Here is a 17,826-nt window from a genome sequence, read left to right on the forward strand (position 1 = left end):
CACGCATGAGCACATCCCAGCAACCACCACAACAGGCAACCACACAAAACCAAGCACACACGCACCAGAAACACCCTATAAAACTCTCAAAACCACCGCCCGACTAGGCACTTCATACAGCACCCCGCCACGACGACTCAAACAACTATACGCACCCAAAACACACCCCCGCAAGCCAAAACCTGTAGACTTGCATCACTTTTTTATCATTTTTTAGTATTTAGCCTAGTCAGAGCAGTATTATCTGTTCATAAATTCTTCATTTTTACTTGTCTAGGCTTTAATCCTCACCTCTAGATCCTCTCAAGCTCCTCAGATCTATCTCTCCCGTAGATAAAAATGAGGGTACGATTCTTGAAAAGAACCGCGCCCTCAGTAGGTCGCAGATAATGGGCTAGTTGGCTAGTTCAACGACAGCCATATTTTTCTTGCCGCGACGAACAACCGCATACTTACCCAGCAAAAGCTGATTAGAAGAAATAGCGGCGTCCTCACCCTGTACCTTCACGTTGTTGATAGCCGCACCGCCCTCTTTCAGAGTGCGACGGGCTTCAGACTTGGAGGCAGAGAGTCCTGTTTCAGTCAGAACCGAAATCATATCGAGCTGGTCAGTAGACAGGACAGCGTGAGGAAGTTCAGCAGTTGCTGCTTTCAACGTTGCCTCATCCAGTGCGTCAAAATCGCCCTTACCGAATAGAGCCTCAGAAGCGGCAATAACCTTCTCGGTTGCGTCCTTGCCGTGAACCAAAGTGGTTACCTCGTAGGCAAGAGTTTTCTGAGCAAGGCGCTTAAAGGGTTCTTCCTCAACGCTCTTTTGCAGCTGCTCGATTTCTTCACGTGTTTTGAAGGTAAAGACCTTCAAACGATCAGCAACATCAGCATCAGCTGTATTCAACCAGAACTGGTAGAAAGCATACGGCGAGCACATCTCAGGATTCAGCCAAATAGCGTTACCCTCGGACTTACCAAACTTGGTGCCATCTGAGTTAGTAATCAAGGGGGTACCGATAGCGTGGACGCTCTTGCCCTCAGTCTTACGGATAAACTCGGTGCCTGAAGTGAGGTTACCCCACTGATCCGAACCACCGGTTTGCAGGGTGCAACCGTAACGACGGTTCAGCTCCCGGAAATCCATCGCCTGCAGGATCTGATAGGAGAACTCCGTGTACGAAATACCTTCGTCAGAATTCAGACGCTTAGCCACAATCTCTTTTTTAATCATGGTGCCCACACGGAAGTTCTTACCGACTTCGCGCAAGAACTCAATAGCGCTCATCTGCCCCGCCCAGTCAAGGTTGTTTACCATGCGGGCTGCGTTCTCACCCTCAAATTCGAGGAAACATTCAATCTGCTCACGCAACTTCTCAACCCAACCTGAGACAACCTCAGGTGAGTTCAGCACGCGCTCTGAGGTTTGACGGGGATCACCAATCTGACCGGTAAAACCACCCACCAACCCTAAAGGCTTGTGACCTGCAAGCTGCAAACGACGCATCAACAACAGCTGTACCAGATGCCCCAGATGCAAAGAAGCAGCCGTGGGATCATACCCGGTGTAGAACGTAATGGACTCTTCAGCCAGTGCCTTTTCGAGGGCAGCCTCATCGGTTGAGACGTGGATCAGACCACGCCATTGCAGTTCTTGCCAGATGTTCTCGAAAGAATCATCATTGTGCTGAAGCGCCAGGTGCGATGCAGTCACGGATTACTCCATTTCATCTAAACGTTCGGTTTTACACCGAGATTACAAGTAAAACTATCAGAAAAAGCTGGTGCCTGCCCCGATTCTGCTCCCCTCAGGCAGGTGTTACCTCTTCAATCGGGATGCGGTTATCAGGGCAAGCGCAGGATTTAGGCTTCAATCCCCGCGGGGATTTCACCTGCAGCAACGATGTGCAGACGTTGAGTGGGGCGCGTCATGGAGACATAGAGATCGCCTACTGATCCGTTCGCAGCCTTAACGATGTCTGCAGGCTCCACAATCACTACAACATCGAACTCTAGACCCTTGGCGTCCCAGGGGGTGAGCACCAGAATCTGATGTTCGAGAGCGCTTTTGCTGGTACCGGTCTTGCCTCGGTGAGCTTGAGCTACTGCCCTGGTGGTCTCAGCTAAACGTTCGGGGGCAACGATGACGCCAATAAGACCGCCACCGCTACGCTTGACCTCGTCCGTGACGATATCAACAGCGCGAGCAGACAAATTCTCCTCGACGGTCTTCACGATGATCGGACCAGATTCTCCCTCGCGTACAGCACGCGGTGCCGAAACTTCCAAGCCGGCAGCGCGAGCCACGGCAACAGCCGCGTCCGAAATCTGTGCAGGGGTACGGTAATTGACGGTCAGCTCATCCAGGTGGAAACGCTCGCCCACAAAGGGTTCTAGCGCCTGCGCCCACGACTTCGCTGCCGCAGCAGATGAAGCCTGAGCAATATCGCCCACGATTGTAAAAGATTTCATGGGGCAACGACGCATCAGCAAACGCCACTGCATGGGAGAAAGTTCCTGCGCCTCATCAACAACAACATGCCCGTAGGCCCAAGTGCGATCAGCGTGCGCAGCAGTAGCAGCGGTCATGCGCGAGGCATGCTCTTCGTTGAGGTTAGTAATCTGCTCGGCAGTAATGATGCCATCAACGCCCACATCCTCAAGGGCATAGTGCATATTCTCCAGTGCCTTGGTAGCGTTCTCTAGGTTCGCTTTGTGCTCAGCAGCAGCTCGAGCCGCCACAGCTACACCAGTGACCTTTGAGAAATCGCCCAAGAGCTCAGCAGCCTCATCAAGTAGCGGCACATCAGACTCCGTAAAAGGAGCGCTAGCAGCACGCAGCAGTTTAGCGCGGGCAGCATCACTCAGATGAGGAGTAGCCGATTTGAGGTAGTGCTGCTTTGAAAAAAGCGAGCGCACCAAGGTCTCTGCTGACAGCGGCATCCACAGCAGGTTAAGGGCTCGGCGCACATCGAGGGATTCACGTACATCGTCCTGCAGGTAGGGGCGATCGACAGCGCGACCGGCTGACTCATCGAGTTTTTCGTTCAGCTGCTGGGTCAGTTCTTTGAGCAAAACTTTTACGAAAGTTTCGCGTGCCTCATTGTGCGGCTTACCCGTTGAACGGGCAGTTGACCGTGCCGCTTTAACCATCTTGGGAGTGAGCTGAAGATCCATTGAATCTACATAAAGTTTCTGGGTTTTCTCGGGCAGCTTCTGACGGTCTGCAACAGCGCGCTTGATGACTTCAGCCATCTGCAGGCTGCCTTTGAGACGGGCAACTTCGGGGTCGCTTTCTGGCACCGCGCGCAGCCCAGGGTAAAGGGTTGCCAACGATGACATAACAACACCGGTTTCGCCCAGTGACGGGAGCACTCGCTCGATATACCACATGAAGGACGCGCTGGGACCGACCACCAGAACACCCGCATTGTTCAGGCGTTCGCGGTAGGAATAGAGGAGGTAGGCAGCGCGGTGGAGAGCAACAGCAGTTTTACCGGTACCCGGCCCGCCTTGAACTACACGCACCCCCTGCAAATCGGCACGGATAATTTTGTCCTGCTCTGCCTGAATGGTTGCTACGATATCGCCCATACGACCGGTACGCTTGCGATTCAAAGCAGCTAAGAGAGCGCCCTCACCGTGCAGGGCATCGGTATCGTTGAGAGCTGATGAATCCAATACATCGTCTTCAATACCCACCACCGTGCGCTTCTCAAGCATGAGATGGCGACGGCGACGCACGCCCTGACGGTCGAACACTGTTGCTTGATAGAAAGTGCCCGCTTCTGGAGCACGCCAGTCAATCATGAGCCGTTCATGCTCTGGGGTTGCCAAACCGATACGCCCGATATAACGGGTCGAAGAATCGTCCATATCGAGCTTACCGAACGCCAAACGGTGGTCCACAGCATTCAGCTGTGCTAGACGATCCTCATAGTGCTGGGCATAAGCATCGCGCTCTGAACGGTTCTGGTGACCGCCCACCGACTGGTTAGCGCGGGTGCGTTTGAGCTTGCCCTCGGTCTCCTCGCGCATCTCGTCCAAACGATCATAGAGCTTACCCACATAAGCGCGCTCGGTCTCAAGAGCCTGCGCGTAGGCACGATCAGAAGCATCCGGGCTAGAAGAATCAAGGTGGTTACTAGAGAGATTATCGGTCATCTGCTGTGCCCTTCCGTGGGTGAAAATAGAAGACGTTCAATTCTACGTGATGAACAGGGCAAAAACGAGTTCCACCGCCTGACTCACCAGCTACCGCTACCCACCGGTAGCGGGTAAAGAAAACACCCCGCTCTCCTCTCTCACGAAAGTTCACAAGAACCGGTGACATCAAGAAAACGGGGTGTAGGTAAAACCTATAAAAATTTAGGAATTGAACGGTTGAGCGCATGCTTCTAGAGTGCCCTGTTCGTAACCCTTGGTAAACCAAGAAACACGCTGTTCAGAAGAACCGTGGGTCCACGCGTCCGGGTTGACCTCTTGACCAGCCGAGCGCTGAATCGCGTCATCGCCAATAGCGCGAGCGGTATCAATAGCCTGCTGGATCTGCTCTTCGCTCAGAGGATCCAGCAAAGCGTTCTCCCCCTTATCGGCGTGAGCCGCCCACACACCGGCGTAGCAGTCAGCTTGAACCTCAACCTGCACTGCGCCCGAGTCAGCACCGGGATCATTGTAATCCGAGTATTTCAAAGTACCCATAGTATGCTGCAGGTGATGCGCGAACTCGTGGGCGGTTACGTACATCATGGCGAAGTTACCGTCAGAACCGCCCATTTCCTTGAGTCGGTCAAAGAAAGGCACCGACATGTACACAGTCTCATCGCCCGGGCAGTAGAAGGGACCGGTCTGGGAGATGTTAGCCCGACCGCACCCGGTTGATACCTGCCCTTCAGCAACCACAAGATCGGGTGCTCGGTAGGCAACTCCTGCCTCAGCCGGCAGTTTGTCTTCCCACACCGAATCAAGGCTCACCGCTGTTGCAAGAATATTACAGTCATCGTAACGATTGGCATCTTCATAGGTCTGGCAATGGTCGAAGTTACCTTGACTGCTCACCTGTGCCTGTTGTTCCTGGCTGCCGTAGACCGATGAGGAAGGGTCGCCGGTTAGATTACCCAGACCTCCCGAGGCAAAGAAGAAGATACCCGATACGATAATGACACCCGGAATACCAAAGCGACGCCCGATAGTACCCAAAAGCATAGCAAAGAGTGGGTTCACACCACCAGAACCACCGCGACCGGAGCCGCCGCTACCCTGGGACGAACCGCGCGAAGAATAATTTGAGTTAAGGTTTTCGTTAAAGCTCACTTTAGAAGCATACTTGCCAAGCAACCGTGTGGCGTTACCGCCAAGCCGCAAGAGCTAAAACAAGAGCAAAAATAGCACCAGAGCAATCGCTCTTTTAGCGCCTCACGGGCAGGACGCCGCGACCCGAATAGGCAGCGTCCACAATAAAAATACCCCCTGACTTGCTGTTGTACCGTTACTCGCACGGCGCACAGCAGGTCAGGGGTGCAGGTCGAAAACTTACTCAGAGACTAAAGCCAAAGCCTCAACGCGGTGGCCCCCCATCTTCGCGCGTCCGCCCAAACCATCAAGTTCCAGCAAGAAACCAATGCCAGTGACATCAAGAGAGGCCTGTTCCATCAAAGAAACCGCTGCTTCAACGGTACCTCCGGTTGCCAAAATATCATCAAGAATAAGTACGCGGGTGCCAGCAGGAACATCTTCTTTATGAATCTCAATAGCGGCAGTACCGTACTCTAGAGTGTACTCCGCCTGAAAGGTATCACGAGGTAACTTACCTGCCTTACGCACGGTCATCACGCCCGTTCCCGTCTTATAGGCAAGAGCAGCCGCCATCAAAAAACCGCGCGCCTCAACACCGGCAACGATGTCAAACGTTCCTTCAAAGCACTCCGCCAGCGCATCAATACTACGAGCAAAAACAACAGGATTCGCAAACAAGGTGGTGACGTCATAAAAAAGAATGCCCTCATGCGGAAAGTCCTGAATCTGCGCGCAGGCAGCAGGAACCATCTCTTCGATGGGCAATGAAGCAAAATCAGGCATCAACAAATCCTTGGAGTAAGCGGTAAATAAAACACAAACGAGTAGAAATTATACTCTTTGGGTAGCAAGTTGAGAGGCTGCCTAGCCTTCAAAACGAGTGCTTGCTACCTCATCATCTGCAAAGTAACGCTGATAGAGCTCACGCACGCGCTGCTCATCATAGCGTTCAGGAGTATTGTTCAGATATGCCTCCAGCACAATAGCTGCGTGCCACCGCGCTCTGGCCACAGCATGAGGTTCACCGCCAAGAGCTACGAGTCGACCAGCCATTTCGATGAGATCCATAATGGCAGAAGTTTCTAAAACAGCATAAGGACGAATACCGTCAAAGGCGGCGTCAATTAATTGGGCGGCGGTCACAGGTTGCCACTGGATACGGGGTTCTCCACCCACAAAAAGAGTGTTCGCAGGTTCTTTACCCTGCAAGGCTCGCGCCAACACAACGGTCAGCTCGTGCACCGCGTTGGTCAAGGTATAAGGATCATTCGAGCCAGAGGACAATGAACGCACGCCCAGCTCAACAATTTGTTCTTGAGCATAAAGTACATCGTTATAGTCAGTGCGGACGCGACCCCACGAACACGCCGACAGCACAGCTTTTTCGGTCTTAAGGCGCGCGTCCTCAGACCACTGCCCGATGCTACTCACCACTGCCAGCGGTTCGCCCTCCACCACATGATTGCCAATAGCGGGCAAAAAACTCACAGAAATGCTGTCATCAATAGTTTTAGCGACATCGCGATATTCAATGTCAATAATGTACCCGCTGGTTTCGGCGACAATGGTGAAACTGTTATCTGCCACGATTTCAGCGTCGTAGGGTGCTTCAAAGATCTCTCCAGTAGCCCTTTCGCTGTGGTAGAGCGACTCGACCATCTTGGCATAACGCGATTGGACGTTAGTAGCAAGCGTCGATACTTGAATGCCATTGGCAATGTGGTTAATAAAGTAAATCAGCACACCCACGCACGCTACCGCCAAAGCAACGGCAACGTTGACCGCTAGGTGGGGAATAAAAGCCTCCCCCGACGTAGCAAATTCGGCACCCTGCACCTTGCGCAACACCAAAATGCAGTACAAGAAGGTTGACGTGAAAACGCCCAGCACAATTTGGTTGCCGCGATCAGACATAAAGTTACGTACCAAGCGCGGGCCATAGGCGCTAGAGGCACTGCTCATCACCGAAATGGTAATTGAAAAAGCCATCGTGGCAACAGAAAGCACCGTTGAGGCAATCGCAGAAAGAATACCGCGAGCGCCCTCTGTTCCCACCGCGAAAAAGAGTGACGACCCTGAGACGGGAAGCCCGCCGAAATACTGATCGGTGGCGACCATGACCTCAGCCAGCACGATTCCGCCGGCGATGAAGAGGGCAGGAACCATCACAAAAGAGTCTCTAAAATCGCGGAGACGGTCAATAAGATGCACAGATTTTCCTTAGGACGCAGTCTTTTATGCAAAAGGGTGTAGCGGTACCGGTGAAGGTACCGCTACACCCATTGTAAGAGATGAAGTTTTTAGCTGATGACGGTAGCGCGCGCCGCGAAGGTGCGCTGCGATTCAAGTTCAGTTTTCAGCTGGGTGAGCTGGGCAGCCACAGCATCGGGTGCTGTACCGCCCTGAGCACTGCGGGAGTTCAAAGAACCTTCTACGGTGAGAACCTCACGCACAGCGGGCGTAAGTTCCGGTGAGATAGCCGCGAAATCCTCATCGGCGAGATCCCAGAGTTCTACACCCTTTTCTTCGCACACTCGCACAGCGTCTCCAGCAACCTCGTGGGCAACACGGAAGGGAACGCCCTGACGCACCAACCACTCGGCAACATCGGTAGCAAGCGCGAATCCCTGGGGAGCCAGTTCTGCCAGGCGCTCGGTATTGAAAGTGAGGGTTTCTACCATGCCTGAGACAGCGGGCAGCAAAACTTCCAGCTGGTCAATAGCATCGAAAACAGGCTCTTTGTCTTCCTGCAAGTCTCGGTTGTAGGCAAGCGGCAGCGCCTTGAGCGTTGCCAGCAGACCGGTCAAATCACCAATCAGACGCCCCGCCTTACCGCGCGCCAACTCAGCGATATCGGGATTCTTCTTCTGCGGCATAATCGATGAACCGGTAGAGAAAGAATCGTGCAGGGTGACAAAAGAGAATTCCTTGGTTGCCCACAGAATGACCTCTTCGCTCAATCGCGAAAGATCTACAGAAATCATCGCGGCAATCCACGCGAATTCGGCGTACACATCGCGGCTCGCGGTACCATCAATGGAGTTCCAGGTGGCTGAGTTGAAGCCCAAATCAGCTGCCACAGCCTCAGGGTCAAGCCCCAAGGACGAACCGGCAAGAGCACCCGAACCATAGGGGGAAACCGCAGCACGCGCGTCCCAATCCACCAAACGATCCAGGTCACGACTCAACGCCCAGCCATGTGCCAGCAAGTGATGCGAGAGCAAAACCGGCTGAGCATGCTGAAGGTGGGTGCGCCCGGGCATGGGCGCATAAGGGTGTTGCTCGGACTGCGCAATCAGCGCATCAATAACCGCCAGAACACCGCTAGCAATGATTGAGGCGTGGTCGCGCAGGTACATGCGACCTAAGGTTGCAATCTGATCATTACGCGAACGTCCCGCACGCAGCTTGCCCCCTAGCTCGACTCCGGCACGTTCAATCAGACCCTTTTCCAAAGAACCGTGAACGTCCTCATCTGACTCTGCAGGCAGGTAGACGCCAGAACGGACATCCGCCTCTAGCAGGTCAAGAGCGGCAACCATACTGGTGAGTTCTTCTTCGGTCAGCAAACCGGCTTTGTTCAGGACGCGTGCGTGAGCGCGTGAACCTGCGATATCGTAAGGAGCCAAACGCCAGTCGAACTGGGTGGACTTAGACAGCGCCGCTAGAGCCTGTGACGGACCGCCAGAAAACCTACCACCCCACAAAGCGCCATCATTGGTGCCGTGCTTTTCGTGTGAAGACATGAAATCAAAACCTTAGCTAAAAATAAAGTATGTGAATAATATACGCAGGGCACTTCAGCCACCGTATGAAATAAGTGTATGAAGTGCCCCGAGAGATATACCAGTCAGTACCTGGTTTACAGACCCAGACGCTGATCGCGAGCTGATGCTACCTTCGATGACATGCCGAAGAGCTCAATAAAGCCGCGAGCCTGTGACTGGTCGAAAGTATCGCCCTCGTCGTAGGTTGCCAGGTTGAAGTCGTACAGTGAGGTTTCTGAACGGCGACCGGTCACAGTAGCGCGACCACCGTGCATTTCAAGGCGAATTTCGCCGTTAACCATCTTCTGAGTGTCAAGAATGAAAGCGTCCAGTGATTTCTTCAGCGGCGAGAACCACTGGCCGTCGTACACCAGCTCGGTCCAGCGCTGACCAACGGTCTTCTTGAAACGAGCCTGCTCACGCTCAATGGTGACATTTTCGAGTTCCTGGTGAGCGATGATGAGAGCCATCGCGCCGGGAGCCTCGTAGATTTCACGGGACTTGATACCAACCAGACGGTCCTCAACAATATCGATACGACCAACGCCCTGGGAGCCAGCACGACGATTCATAATCTGAATTGCCTCAAGCGGGGTCACAGCCTGACCATCAATAGCTACCGGGATACCCTCTTTGAAGGTTATGATTGCGGTGTCGGGTGCCGGTGAGAAGGTCGGATCATCAGTATAGTCGTAAACGTCCTTAGTTGGGGCATTCCAAATATCTTCCAGGTAACCGGTCTCCACCGCGCGACCCCACACGTTCTGGTCAATGGAGTAGGGGTTCTTCTTGGTGGTAGCAATCGGCAAATTATTCTTCTCTGCATAGTCAATTGCCTTTTCGCGGGTAAGCGCCAGGTCGCGAACGGGGGCGATGCACTTGAGATCAGGTCCCAGAGTCTGAATGCCAACTTCAAAGCGAACCTGGTCATTGCCCTTACCAGTACAACCGTGAGCCACTGTGGTTGCGCCAAACTTTTTAGCAGCGGTTACCAGGTGCTTGGTAATGACAGGACGCGAGACAGCAGACACCAGCGGGTAGGCGTTCATGTACAGCGCGTTTGCCTGAAGCGCGGGCATGCAGTACTCAGCAGCGAACTCATCACGCGCGTCCGCAACATAGGCTTCAACCGCACCGCAGTCGAGGGCACGCTGGCGGATGGTCTCTAGATCCTCACCGCCCTGCCCCACGTCTACGGCAACAGCAATCACTTCTGCACCGGTTGCCTCACCGATCCAGCCAATGGCAACGGAGGTGTCAAGACCACCGGAGTATGCAAGTACTACGCGCTCAGTCATCGTAGGTTCCTTTCAAGAATTCAACGTTATCAACAACTACACATAATTATGCACCACTATACATATTCATGCAAGTAGGGTGTGACGCAAAAATGAAGAAACCTTAATGCGCGACTCATCTTTCCTTCAAAGACATACTCCACAATGGAATACATGCTGAAGAAATATCTGTTTACCGTACTTGTCATCACAGCACTCACCTGCCTCGGAATTTTGACCTACAGCCTCACAGCACGCACTCAAGCTCCCGATGTAGATGGGCCCCCGATCGTGATCGACCAGTCATCAACAGAAGATCCCACTTCAGTCTCGCCCAGCAGCCCTCCTAGCTCAGCAGACGAGGACACAGACGCTGATAAGGACTCTCCGGGAAAAGATGAGAACACCCAGAAAGAGACATCTAAAGAACCAGCACCTCCCGTTGTTCAAGAAATTCCCGCAGAAGAGCCCCCCACAGCACCCGCTCCCGAGCAGCAGGCTCCTGCGGCACCGGCACCTGCCCCCGTACCAGCAGCACCTGCTCCCGTCCAACAAGTGCCCATAGCACCAGCACCTGCTGCACCAGCCCCAGTCGATAACGATGACTGGGACGATAATGACTTCGACAACGACGGTGATGATGATTAAGAACCGCCTGAACCGACTACGGTTCATCTCATCATCGCGATGGCGCATCATCGCGTGGATGATGCTTGCCACCAGCTTCGCAATTCTTGGTCTCATCTTCAGCGTCCGAGAAATCCTACTCTCCGACCTAGACCGCGAAGCAAATGACCAAATAATCCGTGAAATTAGTGAGTTCCGAGAGTTTTCGCAAGAAAGCACAGACCCAACTGCTCCCCTTCCCTACAACAACCTGGAGGACATGATGCAGACCTACATTTCACGTCAGTTCTTCGGCACCTCAGGACAGCTAATCGGCGTCACCGACTCTCAGGTTCTCTACCTGAAAGAACAAGACAATCAGGCATCCGCTACCGGTTACCGTGTTCATCAAGATACGGATTTGCTGGATACAATCACACGTTCTGAATCAGCATCGGGGGTTGAAAATACTCCCGATGGGCCAGTGCATTGGGGCAAGACCTCTATCAGCATTACCACTAATGATGGCAAGGACGAGGGGCAGCTCATCGTTGTTCAGTACATTCAGCCACAGCTTGATGACATCCGTTTCATTATCAACACTATGGTGGGTGTAGGTTTTGCGGGGTTGCTACTGACCTCAGTGTTCTCATGGTTTATTGCGGGTCAGATTCTCAAACCAATCAGAACCCTGCGCACCGTCGCAGAGGATATTACCGACAAAAACATTTCAGCCAGGGTGCCGGTACAGGGTGACGACGACATCTCGGCGATGTCTATGACCTTCAACCAGATGCTCGATAGGCTTGAGGCATCTTCGACCATGCAACGGCAGTTTCTCGACGACGTCAGCCACGAACTGCGCACCCCCATTACCATTGTGCGCGGTCACTTAGAGCTGATGGAACGTACCACCCAAGACCAGCAGGCAACCCTTGACTTGGTGGATGACGAGCTAGAACGTATGGGTCGCATCGTGGGAGATCTGCTCCTGCTGGCAAAATCAGAACGCCCAGACTTCGTGCGTCCGCAACGCACTGATGTTGCTGATTTGATTATCTCGTTGGAGTCAAAGGTTCAGGCAGTGGGCAAGCACCGCTGGGTTATCAGCGATATCGCTGAGGGTGAGGTTAATCTGGACGCGCAGCGAGTGACGCAAGCGATGATTCAGCTAGCTGCCAACGCTGCTCAGTACTCCCCCGAAAACAGCGTCATTAGCTTAGGCACCGCCTACGTTGATCGCGAGGGCAGAAAGCATCTGAACCTCTGGGTGCAAGACCAAGGCCCCGGCGTTGATCCCAACGATGCGCCCCATCTCTTTGACCGTTATCGACGAGAGAGTTCGCGCAACCCCAACGCCATTGAAAAACACGCCCTGGGAGCTGGCATCGGCCTGGCTATTGTTCAAGCAATTGCAGAATCCCACGACGGCAGCGTATGGGTTGCCACCCCCGATTCAGAGATTGGGTCAGTCTTTGGCCTCTCGATCCCCACAGACCTGAGTTTAGATATGAAAGTGAGCGCCTGATGAGCCACATTCTGATTGTTGAAGACGATGCCCGCATCTCTTCATTCATTATTAAGGGCCTCAAATCCTCCGGTTACACCGCAACCCTCGTAGAGGACGGCAAAATCGCCTACGGCATGGCGAAAGTCGCTGAATTCGACCTCATCATTCTCGATGTTGGACTACCGGGCATGGATGGCTTCAGCCTCATGAAAGCCCTGCGTGCTGAGGGCATTCGTACCCCGATTATCATGCTGACCGCCCGCGATTCGATTACCGACACAGTGCAGGGACTAGAAAACGGCGCAAACGACTACATGACCAAGCCCTTCCAGTTCGCTGAGCTGCTAGCACGCGTCCGCCTACGCCTACTCGATGTAAACCGCGAGGAGACAACCGCGTCAATGCTCACCCACCGCGATCTTGTACTTGATATGCGTTCGCGTCAGGTAACCGTTGATGGATGCAGCGCTGATCTCACCAGCAGAGAATTCGCCCTGCTGGAGAACTTCATGCGCAACAAGAACCAGGTGCTCTCACGTGAGCAGCTACTGGGCATGGTCTGGGGCATGGACTTCGACCCGAGCTCCAACATTGTTGATGTGTATGTACGAGCGCTACGCAAAAAAATTGGTGAGTCTTATGTCAGTACTGTTCGTGGAGTGGGGTATCGATTCGAATGAAAAATATTGTTTATACTTCTTCTCACGAGGTGCAGCATTCTCGCCCGATTACGGCTGAACTTCCGCTGACCTTGGATCGCACGAAGGCTTCATCGATCAGTACCAAGATGCTTGTATCTTTTGCTGCCGCGGTTGCTTTAATGCTGTATGTGAGCTTTAGCGGATTGACAGGGGCATCAACCCTAGACAAAGATTCGGCGCTGACACTCAGCATCTTCATCATTGCCATCTGGGCATGGGTGTTCTCACCCATGTCAGATACCTTTGTATCGCTAGCAGCGGTCTTGATTCTAGTACTCACAGGCATCCTTTCCTCAGAGGAAATGACTGATTCACTGGGCACCTCCAGCGTGTGGTTGCTGGTGGCTGCCTTTGTGATGGCGCAGGCCATTACGGCATCGGGTTTGACCCAGCGTTTTGCCGCGACCCTGGTAGTTCGGGCGAAAGCACCGCGCTCGCTGATGCACCTGATTAATATCAGCTTGTACGCAACAGCGTTTCTGGTGCCCGCTACGAGCGGACGTGCTGCCTTGGCTCTACCGATTTTTGTAGCGATTTCTACGAGCTTGCGCAATCGCAAGAAACTCATTAAGGCTCTTTCGCTGTTGATGCCAGCGACCGTGCTGCTCTCGGCAGTTTCGTCCTACATCGGCGCCGGGGCTCACCTGATTACCGATGAAATTTTGATCGCTACCGGCTTTGAACCCTTCGGGTTTCTGCGCTGGTTGCTACTGGGCGCCGCTCTCGGCTTTGTCTCATCGGTGATCTGTACCGAGTTGGTCTACTGGCTCTTTGTACCGCGTGCTGAGCGCAAGACCAGCATCAACCTCACACTGGATGACTTACAGGAGGCATCGGACACCCCGGTTAGCGGTTCTTTAACGGCTGTAGAGAAGCGGGTTCTGGCGATTATGGTGGCAGTGGTTGCCCTGTGGTCTACCGAGTCACTGCATGGACTGGATGCGGTTACAGTCGCTTTACTGGGTGCCTTGGCGGTTACGGCCCCCAAAATTGGCAACATCAAACTAGCAGACGGTATCAAGAAAGCGCCCTGGCCCCTGCTCATGTTTATGGCAGCAACCCTGGCGATGGGTACGGCGCTGACCAAAACCGAAACCGCCTCGTGGCTCGCCGAGAGTATGTTCGCCCCCGCGTCCGCCCTGGGTGAGAGCGCTGGAGTTGGCTTTGTCGTTCTGGTGGTCGTGATTTCAACGGCAGCTCACTTGGTCATTCAATCGAGAAGCGCACGCAGCGCGATCTTGATTCCTCTGGTAGTTACCGCCGCGGTACCGCTGGGGGTCAATCCCGCTGCCGTAGCTTTTATGTCAACCGCAGCGGCAGGTTTCTGCCACACCATGACATCCAGTGCGAAGCCAGTTGCCCTGTTCTCAGATGTCAAGGGCATTGAAACCTACAAGCCTAAGGACCTTCTCAAGCTCTCCTGCTGGTTAGCGCCTGTACACGTAGCACTGATTCTACTCTTTGCTTTCATCGTATGGCCGGCGCAGGGAATGCCCCTCTTCACCCTGTAAACCCCTCTTAGATTTTCATTTCACAACTTCATCGTTTCTTTGCCCGCAGTTTTGCTGGCGGGTACAGCTACCGGTGTCTCAAAATTACAACCCTATCGCTGAAGACAGCCTCCCACCCGATTTTAGGGAGCTACTTCACCTTGTTTAGAAAAGAGAAAATAATGAACATGATCGTACCCCAGCGCATTCTGATTGCCCCCTCAGGTTTCAAAGGCTCACTCGAAGCAGATGCAGTAGCTGACGCTATCGCAGCAGGCATCCGCCGCGTCATTCCCGGCGTTTCAACCGTTACCATTCCCATTCCCGACGGCGGCGAAGGCACCGCTAAACTGCTGGCGCAGGCAACCGACGGTTCACTGGTCAAGGCAAAGGTTAAGGGCCCCGTGGGTAAGAAGGTTCGCTCCCACTACGCCCTGCTCGGAGGCAAACAGAAGGGCGTCGCTGTTGTTGAAATGGCAGCAGCAGCCGGTCTTTCGCTGGTTCCCTCAGACTTGCGCAACCCCGGTCAAACAACCACCTACGGCGTCGGTGAACTTATCAAGCACGCCCTAGACAATGAGGACGTCCACACCATTCTGATAGGCTGCGGCGATTCCGGCACCTCAGACGGTGGCGCAGGCGCCCTCTCTGCCCTGGGCGCGAAGATTCTCGATGCATCAGGCAAAGAAATCAAGCTCGGCGGCGAAAACCTCACCCAGGCTGCGAAAATCGATACTGACGGTCTGCATCCCCGCCTCGCTCAGGTTCGCCTGGTGCTAGCACTTAACCAGCACAACGTACTGACCGGTAAGCGCGGTGTAGCTCGCGTGTTCGGTCCGCAAAAGGGCGCTACCGAAGAGCAGGTAGAACACTTGGATGCAGCGCTGACCCACTGGGCTGATCTGTTGGAAGAAACCCACAACAAGATTCACGGCGGTCAGTCAACCGTTGACTTCCACACCGGCAACGGCACCGGCGCGTCCGGCGGTTTGGGTGCAGGCATGGCGCTGCTCGATGCAGAGCTCACCCCCCGCTTTGAGGCTCTCATTGATTCCGGTCTAGCAGGTATCAACATCGAAGACGAGGTTATTCACTCCGATTTGGTAGTCACCGCTGAAGGCGCTATTGACTTCCAGACCCCGCGAGGTAAGGTACCCGCCGAAATCGCTGCACGCGCCCAGAACGCAGGCATCCCGGTGCTCTGCCTAGCTGGCTCCATTGGGCGCAAGGCTTACCGCGTCCACGACGCCGGTATTGATGCATTCGCTTCCATCATTCCCCTGCCCATGGATCTTGAGGAGGCGCTGGAGAACGGTGAAGAACTGCTTACTGACTCAGCTGAGCGCGCCTTCCGCATGATTCTGCTGGGTGCGGCCATGAGCTCATCCATGGCAAAGCGCCGTTCAGCTGGTAGAAGCGATGTAACAGCCGCATAATCCTTACCGGCTGTTACATATAAAGCCGGTGGCTAGATGGTTTTATTTACCACTAGCCACTGGCTTTGCTATACCCAGATTCTCTTGAACGTTTAGAAACGCTCCACCATCACTTTGCGCAACTCAGTCTTGAGAATTTTTCCGGTGGGCCCTAGAGGGAATTCACGGATAATCTCGTACGCCTTGGGGTACTTGTAGGACGCGAGTTCCTCCCGGCATAAATCTTCAACTTCACGCAATAACTCGGCTTCAGCGGTGTCGTCCATATCTTCAACCGGCTTAATAAAGACCTGGATTTCTTCATCGACCTTAGGGTGAGGGTAACCAACTACAGCGCACTGCTGGACGCCAGGATGCGTGTAGATAACATCTTCGATATCGCGGGGGTAAATGCTGTACCCGTTACGCAGTACCATGTCTTTGATGCGGTCGACAATGTAAATATTGCCCTTATCGTCAAGACGCACCACATCACCGGTTGCAAACCATTCGCCATCCATAACGGCGTCGGTAGCTTCAGGGTTGTTCCAGTAGCCAACCATCACGTTGTCGCCGCGAACCCACAGCTCACCGGTATCACCAAGGGCTACAGGCTGACGGTTATCATCACGTACCTCAACCTCAACGCCGGGGATCACAGGACCCACTGAGCCGATGAGCACACCGGTATTCGGGCGGTTAAAAGAAACCACCGGCGAGGTCTCGCTCAAACCGTAGCCCTCATAAATTGGCACATCCAGCAGACGCCTAAACTGTTCGTGAACCGGCGCAGGCAGAGCCGAACCGCCCGAGATTGTTGAGTGCAAAGTACCCCGGTAAGCTGAGACGTCCATCTTCTCCAAAGCTGCGCCCATAGCTGCAAGCATGCTCGGCACCGCCGCCATGTTGGTAATCCCGCGTTCTCGGATCAGTTCAAGGGCTCCCTTCGGGGTGAATCTCGGCAGCATTGCTACCGACGCACCAGCAGCGAAAACAGCGTTCATTGCTACCGTCTGACCGAAAGCGTGGAAAAGAGGCAACCCACCAAAAATGACATCTTTTTCTTGGTAACCAAACAGCTCTGAGGTGACCACCGCATTCGACACCATGTTTTTGTGAGTCAGGGTTGCGCCCTTGGGGTTGCCGGTAGTACCCGAGGTGTAGAGAATAACGGCAGCACTCTCTTCAGCCACAGCCAGCGGCTCCCACTTGGGGTTGCTAACAGCGGGCAGGGTGTAGGACGCATCCAGCTCCTCCACGCTCACGCCCAGCTCGGCGGGCAGTTCGTGGGCGCTGTGCGCCACACGCGTACCGTCCCAGCTCACCAAGGCAACCGCATCCGACTGCTCCAACTGAAACTGCAACTCGTGGGCGCTCAGTAGAGGGTTCAGGGGCACGCACACTGCTCCCAAAGAAAGAGCTGCGTAGTAGTAAACGGGCATCCACGGTACATTGGGCAGAGACACAGCAACGCGGTCACCGGGCTGAACTCCCTGCTCAACCAGAACAAAACGGGCAGCACCCACCATCGCGTACACCTGACGGTACGAAAGGGAACGGTCAGCCCAGCTCACCGCAACTGCATCGCTCTCACGGTGGGTATACAACAAATTCGCCAAGTTGTACTGGGCTGAAACAGAAGATAGGGTGTGCACAGGTTATTCCTTACAACGCTTTAAACTAAAAGTTGTTCAGTTATCGGAACTAACCTACCAGTATTTTGGGTAGCTCATTACTGTGAAACGTTAGAATCGAACAGATGGTTCACGCCAACGGT

General features: G+C 53.9%; 13 protein-coding genes. 5 read left to right on the plus strand and 8 right to left on the minus strand.

All coding sequences use genetic code 11. The annotated features are described in order from the left end of the window. Nucleotides 1–394: 394 nt before the first annotated feature. The 7 genes from tyrS to JR346_RS07195 form a co-directional block, all read right to left on the minus strand. On the minus strand, nt 395–1,702 hold the full coding sequence (gene tyrS, locus JR346_RS07165) for a tyrosine--tRNA ligase (RefSeq protein WP_204877229.1): 1,308 nt from the start codon (nt 1,700–1,702) through the stop codon (nt 395–397). A 149-nt stretch (nt 1,703–1,851) separates the two neighbouring features. Further along, a complete protein-coding gene (locus JR346_RS07170; protein ID WP_205482087.1) occupies nt 1,852–4,152 on the minus strand; it encodes an AAA family ATPase in 2,301 nt (766 codons plus the stop codon). A 204-nt stretch (nt 4,153–4,356) separates the two neighbouring features. Continuing rightward, nucleotides 4,357–5,301: a neutral zinc metallopeptidase gene (locus JR346_RS07175; RefSeq protein WP_205482088.1), complete on the minus strand. Its 945-nt coding sequence runs from the start codon at nt 5,299–5,301 to the stop codon at nt 4,357–4,359. Between the two features lie 219 nt (nt 5,302–5,520). Further along, nucleotides 5,521–6,066: an adenine phosphoribosyltransferase gene (locus JR346_RS07180; RefSeq protein WP_239478800.1), complete on the minus strand. Its 546-nt coding sequence runs from the start codon at nt 6,064–6,066 to the stop codon at nt 5,521–5,523. An 81-nt stretch (nt 6,067–6,147) separates the two neighbouring features. After that, nucleotides 6,148–7,494 carry a DUF2254 domain-containing protein gene (locus tag JR346_RS07185; RefSeq protein WP_205482089.1) on the minus strand — a complete coding sequence of 449 codons (1,347 nt, stop codon included), beginning with the start codon at nt 7,492–7,494 and terminating at the stop codon, nt 6,148–6,150. A gap of 89 nt (nt 7,495–7,583) precedes the next feature. Next, on the minus strand, nt 7,584–9,029 hold the full coding sequence (gene argH / locus JR346_RS07190; RefSeq protein WP_205482090.1) for an argininosuccinate lyase: 1,446 nt from the start codon (nt 9,027–9,029) through the stop codon (nt 7,584–7,586). Between the two features lie 116 nt (nt 9,030–9,145). Further along, entirely contained in the window at nt 9,146–10,348 is a 1,203-nt protein-coding gene (locus JR346_RS07195; protein WP_205482091.1) for an argininosuccinate synthase, read from the minus strand. Between the two features lie 153 nt (nt 10,349–10,501). On the opposite strand from JR346_RS07195, the gene JR346_RS07200 reads away from it, so the two are divergent. The 5 genes from JR346_RS07200 (at nt 10,502) to JR346_RS07220 (ending at nt 16,070) form a co-directional block, all read left to right on the plus strand. Beyond that, entirely contained in the window at nt 10,502–10,975 is a 474-nt protein-coding gene (locus JR346_RS07200) for a hypothetical protein (RefSeq protein WP_205482092.1), read from the plus strand. Next, nucleotides 10,944–12,461: a histidine kinase dimerization/phospho-acceptor domain-containing protein gene (locus JR346_RS07205; protein ID WP_205482093.1), complete on the plus strand. Its 1,518-nt coding sequence runs from the start codon at nt 10,944–10,946 to the stop codon at nt 12,459–12,461. The genes JR346_RS07200 and JR346_RS07205 overlap by 32 nt, the downstream gene beginning before the upstream one ends. Next, on the plus strand, nt 12,461–13,123 hold the full coding sequence (locus tag JR346_RS07210; RefSeq protein ID WP_204877237.1) for a response regulator transcription factor: 663 nt from the start codon (nt 12,461–12,463) through the stop codon (nt 13,121–13,123). The genes JR346_RS07205 and JR346_RS07210 overlap by 1 nt, the downstream gene beginning before the upstream one ends. Further along, nucleotides 13,120–14,655, plus strand: coding sequence for an SLC13 family permease (locus JR346_RS07215; protein ID WP_204877238.1), 1,536 nt, complete (start codon nt 13,120–13,122; stop codon nt 14,653–14,655). Before JR346_RS07210 ends, JR346_RS07215 begins: the two co-directional genes overlap by 4 nt. Before the next feature lie 161 nt (nt 14,656–14,816). Next, a complete protein-coding gene (locus JR346_RS07220) occupies nt 14,817–16,070 on the plus strand; it encodes a glycerate kinase (RefSeq protein WP_205482094.1) in 1,254 nt (417 codons plus the stop codon). A 92-nt stretch (nt 16,071–16,162) separates the two neighbouring features. Here JR346_RS07220 and JR346_RS07225 read toward each other — a convergent pair whose 3' ends face one another. Further along, nucleotides 16,163–17,704, minus strand: coding sequence for an AMP-binding protein (locus tag JR346_RS07225; RefSeq protein ID WP_205482095.1), 1,542 nt, complete (start codon nt 17,702–17,704; stop codon nt 16,163–16,165). Nucleotides 17,705–17,826 lie beyond the last annotated feature (122 nt).

It is taken from the genome of Rothia sp. ZJ932 (genome assembly GCF_016924835.1).
Classification (GTDB): domain Bacteria; phylum Actinomycetota; class Actinomycetes; order Actinomycetales; family Micrococcaceae; genus Rothia.

Bases quoted from the DNA above. Each gene is read 5' to 3' on its own strand.
- JR346_RS07170 (WP_205482087.1), bottom strand. From the start codon at position 4,152: ATGACCGATAATCTCTCTAGTAACCACCTTGATTCTTCTAGCCCGGAT.
- JR346_RS07215 (WP_204877238.1), top strand. From the start codon at position 13,120: ATGAAAAATATTGTTTATACTTCTTCTCACGAGGTGCAGCATTCTCGC.
- JR346_RS07195 (WP_205482091.1), bottom strand. From the start codon at position 10,348: ATGACTGAGCGCGTAGTACTTGCATACTCCGGTGGTCTTGACACCTCC.
- JR346_RS07205 (WP_205482093.1), top strand. From the start codon at position 10,944: ATGACTTCGACAACGACGGTGATGATGATTAAGAACCGCCTGAACCGA.
- JR346_RS07220 (WP_205482094.1), top strand. From the start codon at position 14,817: ATGAACATGATCGTACCCCAGCGCATTCTGATTGCCCCCTCAGGTTTC.
- JR346_RS07180 (WP_239478800.1), bottom strand. From the start codon at position 6,066: ATGCCTGATTTTGCTTCATTGCCCATCGAAGAGATGGTTCCTGCTGCC.
- argH (WP_205482090.1), bottom strand. From the start codon at position 9,029: ATGTCTTCACACGAAAAGCACGGCACCAATGATGGCGCTTTGTGGGGT.
- JR346_RS07200 (WP_205482092.1), top strand. From the start codon at position 10,502: ATGCTGAAGAAATATCTGTTTACCGTACTTGTCATCACAGCACTCACC.
- JR346_RS07210 (WP_204877237.1), top strand. From the start codon at position 12,461: ATGAGCCACATTCTGATTGTTGAAGACGATGCCCGCATCTCTTCATTC.